Source organism: Microbacterium sp. B24, assembly GCF_000333415.1.
In the GTDB taxonomy this organism is placed as follows: domain Bacteria; phylum Actinomycetota; class Actinomycetes; order Actinomycetales; family Microbacteriaceae; genus Microbacterium.
The window spans coordinates 1-1,765 of the sequence record NZ_BADB01000370.1 but is presented as its reverse complement, the minus strand read 5'-3'; the positions used below and the strand labels follow the sequence as shown (position 1 = coordinate 1,765).

Annotated in this window: 2 protein-coding genes; one reads left to right on the top strand and one right to left on the bottom strand. The window is 68.9% G+C overall.

Translation table 11 applies throughout. From position 1 onward, the window contains the following. The first annotated feature begins 168 nt into the window (after window positions 1–168). Window positions 169–1,053: an aminodeoxychorismate lyase gene (locus I5I_RS09775; protein ID WP_036318905.1), complete on the top strand. Its 885-nt coding sequence runs from the start codon at window positions 169–171 to the stop codon at window positions 1,051–1,053. An 83-nt stretch (window positions 1,054–1,136) separates the two neighbouring features. Here I5I_RS09775 and I5I_RS09770 read toward each other — a convergent pair. After that, on the bottom strand, window positions 1,137–1,765 hold a 629-nt coding region (locus I5I_RS09770), incomplete at its 5' end, for a phosphate ABC transporter ATP-binding protein (protein WP_036318902.1).

Here is a 1,765-nt window from a genome sequence, read left to right as displayed (position 1 = left end):
CGAAACGCAGCGCGAGTGCGGCCGGGCAGAGAAGTGCCGGGCCGCAGAACCCTCTCGGCGCGAAGCCGCTCGGAGCGCGAAAAGATGGAGCCCGGGGTTACTGCGGCCCGGCTGTTCCAGTGTAACGGACCGTCCCTTCGGGCTATCCCCGCGGTCTAGGCTCGGGGCATGGCCTGGCACTTCGCGTTGATGATCGACCCCGCCGACAGCGGTGATTCCCGCAACGATTTCGCGGCGACGTTCACCGAAGTCGACCCGGCGGCTCCAGCACTGACGGTCGGCGAGCTCAGCACTCAGCGCGGCGACGGCATCTTCGAATCGATCGGCGTCGTCGACGGTCACGCCCAGGAGGTCGAAGCCCACCTGTCGCGTCTCGCGCATTCGGCGGGGCTGTGCGACCTGCCGCATCCCCACCTTGAGCAGTGGCGTCAGGCGGTCGCCCTGGCCGCCGCCGCGTGCGGCGCAGGCGAGGCGGTCATCAAGCTCATCCTGAGTCGGGGCATCGAGCACGGTCCGACGCCCACCGCGTGGGTGACTGCGGCGCCGGCCGCTGATTTCTCGGCCGCACGCTCGCGCGGCATCCGCGTGGTGACCCTCGATCGCGGGTATGCGCTCGACACGCCCGCCCGAGCGCCGTGGCTGCTGCTGGGGGCGAAGACGCTGTCGTACGCCGTGAACATGGCGGCTCTGCGCGAGGCGCACCGCCGCGGCGCGGACGACGCGATCTTCACGACGAGCGACGCCTTCGTGCTCGAAGCGCCGACCGCGTCGCTGATCCTGCGCCGCGGCACCACCTTCGTCACGCCGGCGCCGAACGCCGGCATCCTGCACGGGACCACGCAGCTGAGCCTGTTCGAACACCTCGAGGCGCGAGGGTTCGAGACCGCCTACGAGACGATTCCCGTCTCCGAACTGCACACGGCCGATGCGGCATGGCTGGTCTCCAGCGTGCGCCTCGCCGCTCCGATCACGGCGATCGACGAGCGCGAGCTCGAGATGGATGCCGCTCTCACGGCATCCATGAACGACTACCTGCTCAGCCCGCGCGACTGACCGCGGCCCACGGGCCGCGTGCGCCGCATCCCCCCGGCAGGACCGATGCCGAACTGCAAGGCGTCTCCGCGGGGAAGGGGGGATCAGCCGAAGCGGCCGGAGACGTAGTCCTCGGTCGCCTGAACGGACGGGGCCGTGAAAATGGTGTCGGTGTTGTCGTACTCGATGAGCTTGCCGGGCTTGCCGGTACCGGCGATGTTGAAGAACGCCGTCTTGTCGGACACACGCGAGGCCTGCTGCATGTTGTGGGTGACGATGACGATCGTGTAGTCGGTCTTCAGCTCCTGGATGAGCTCCTCGATCGCGAAGGTCGAGATCGGGTCCAGGGCCGAGCACGGCTCGTCCATCAGCAGCACGTCGGGGGAGACCGCGATCGCGCGCGCGATGCACAGACGCTGCTGCTGACCGCCCGACAGGCCCGCACCGGGCTTGTCGAGACGGTCCTTGACCTCGTTCCACAGGTTCGCGCCCTGCAGCGAGCGCTCGACGAGGGCGTCGGCGTCGCTCTTGGAGATGCGCTTGTTGTTGAGCTTGACGCCCGCCAGCACGTTCTCCTTGATCGACATCGTCGGGAACGGGTTGGGGCGCTGGAACACCATGCCCACGTGGCGACGCACGAGCACCGGATCGACACCGGCGCCGTAGAGGTCGTCGCCGTCGACGAGGACCTTGCCCTCGACGTGGGCGCCCGGGATGACCTCGTGCATGCGGT